Raw genomic sequence first — 1662 nt, 5'->3', positions numbered from 1 at the left:
ACCTTCATCGCCGGCGTCGCCGCCCATGAGAAGGTGCATGGCGCCAGCATGGTCCAGATGGTCCACGACATCCAAGCCGCGACGGACGGCCTGACCGTCGCCGACGATCCCAAATGCAGCAAGACCAGGGCCGAGGTGGTCAAGCGGCTCGACGCGATCTCGAAGGCGCGGGTGCAGGCAAGCCGCGACTTCGACCGTATAGAATTCGGCAATGGCGGCAATTTGCAGAAACTGGTTTTTTCGCTCGTGACCGGCCCCTGAAGCCACCTGACACGGATCAGGAGGCGGGCACTGATGACTTACCAGGCGCAGCAATTGAAGCTGCCGATCTCCCCCCTTGCGAGGGAGATGGCCGGCAGGCCAGAGGGGAGTCTGACAGAACTCGGCCCCTTCCAGCTACTGCGGTATGGGCGCGAGGTGCGAGCCCTCACCGCGTTTCCGCGTTCGCTCTCAGCTCGGCCCGCTTCTCGTCCGACACCACGGCCAGATCCAGCACCTTCTGCAATTCGGCCGCATGGCGGAAGGACGGTTCGGCCTGCACGCCCGTGCGCACCGCGTCAGTGAAACGCTGGTAGTTGGTCTCCACCGTGCCGGGGTCGAGCTCTTCCCATATGGCGTTCTCGACATTCTCCCCCACGCATGCCTTGAGCGTCGAACCGTCGAGATTGTGCACCACTTCGATGCCGCCCTTCTCGCCATAGATGCGCAGACGCAGTTCGTTGAGATGGCCTGTTGCCCAGCGGCTGGCATGCACCACGCCGAAGGCGCCGTTGGAAAAATCCAGCGTCATGGCGAAGCTGTCATTGGCGTCGAGTCCGTAGTCGCCGATGCGGTTGCCGGGCGCCTTGTCGAAGGCGCGCAGCCGGCAGAAGACATGGTCGATGTCGACGGCTGCGCCATAGCTGGCGAAATCGAGGATGTGGATGCCGACATCGCCGAGCACGCCATTGGAACCGTGGCCGCGCGACAGCCGCCACAGCCATTTCGGATCGGTGCGCCAGTCGCCCCAGAATTTCGACACCAGCCAGCTTTGCAGGTAGGACGCCTCGACATGCCTGACCGTGCCGATCTCGCCCGCTTGCACCATCTGGCGCGCTTTCTGCAGCGCGGCCACATTGCGATAGGTGAGGTTCACCATGTTGACGATGCCGGCGGCCTCGGCGGCATCGGCCATCTCGGTCGCCTTGCCGAAGTTTTCGGCCAGCGGCTTTTCGCACAGCACCGGCTTGCCGGCGGCGATCAGCGCCATGGTGGTCGGGTGGTGGATGCGGTCGGGCGTGACATTGGCCACCGCGTCGAACTCGCCCCATGCCAGCGCCTCCTCCAGCCCGGTAAAGCGGTTGGGAATGTCAAAGCTGTCGGCGAACTCGCCAACCCGCGCCGGATCGACATCGACTGCGCCGACAATGTCGACGCCCTCGATGGCGCTGAAGCGCCGGGCATGTTCCTGCGCCATCCAGCCGGTGCCGAGTATCAAAAGCCGCATTATTTGCTCCTTGGGGTGAGATGCCGGAATCCCCTCCCGGCCGACGCCCTCAAATAGCGCGTATAATGCCGCCGTCGACCCGGATGTTCTGGCCGGTGATGTAGCCGGCGCCCTCCGACGCCAGGAAGGCGATGGTCGCGGCGACCTCTTCCGAAGTGCCGTAGCGCTGCATCGGC

General features: G+C 64.4%; 3 protein-coding genes. 1 reads left to right on the top strand and 2 read right to left on the bottom strand.

What is annotated here, in order from left to right; genetic code table 11:
• The coding region (locus tag EN994_RS30250; protein ID WP_127308092.1) for a DUF922 domain-containing protein at nt 1–261 on the top strand (261 nt) is incomplete at its 5' end.
• A gap of 166 nt (nt 262–427) precedes the next feature.
• Here EN994_RS30250 and EN994_RS30245 read toward each other — a convergent pair.
• Both EN994_RS30245 and EN994_RS30240 read right to left on the bottom strand, forming a co-directional pair.
• Complete coding sequence (locus EN994_RS30245) at nt 428–1486, bottom strand: Gfo/Idh/MocA family oxidoreductase (protein WP_063168573.1); 1059 nt, start codon at nt 1484–1486, stop codon at nt 428–430.
• Between the two features lie 49 nt (nt 1487–1535).
• On the bottom strand, nt 1536–1662 hold a 127-nt coding region (locus EN994_RS30240), incomplete at its 5' end, for an SDR family oxidoreductase (protein WP_127308091.1).

It is taken from the genome of Mesorhizobium sp. M7A.F.Ca.CA.002.09.1.1 (assembly GCF_003998555.1).
GTDB lineage: Bacteria > Pseudomonadota > Alphaproteobacteria > Rhizobiales > Rhizobiaceae > Mesorhizobium > Mesorhizobium ciceri.
Note: the sequence above shows the minus strand (reverse complement) of the source record. Positions and strands in the feature narration are given on the sequence as shown.

Excerpts from the sequence above, each read along its gene's own strand:
- EN994_RS30245 (WP_063168573.1), bottom strand. The coding sequence starts at position 1,486 with ATGCGGCTTTTGATACTCGGCACCGGCTGGATGGCGCAGGAACATGCC.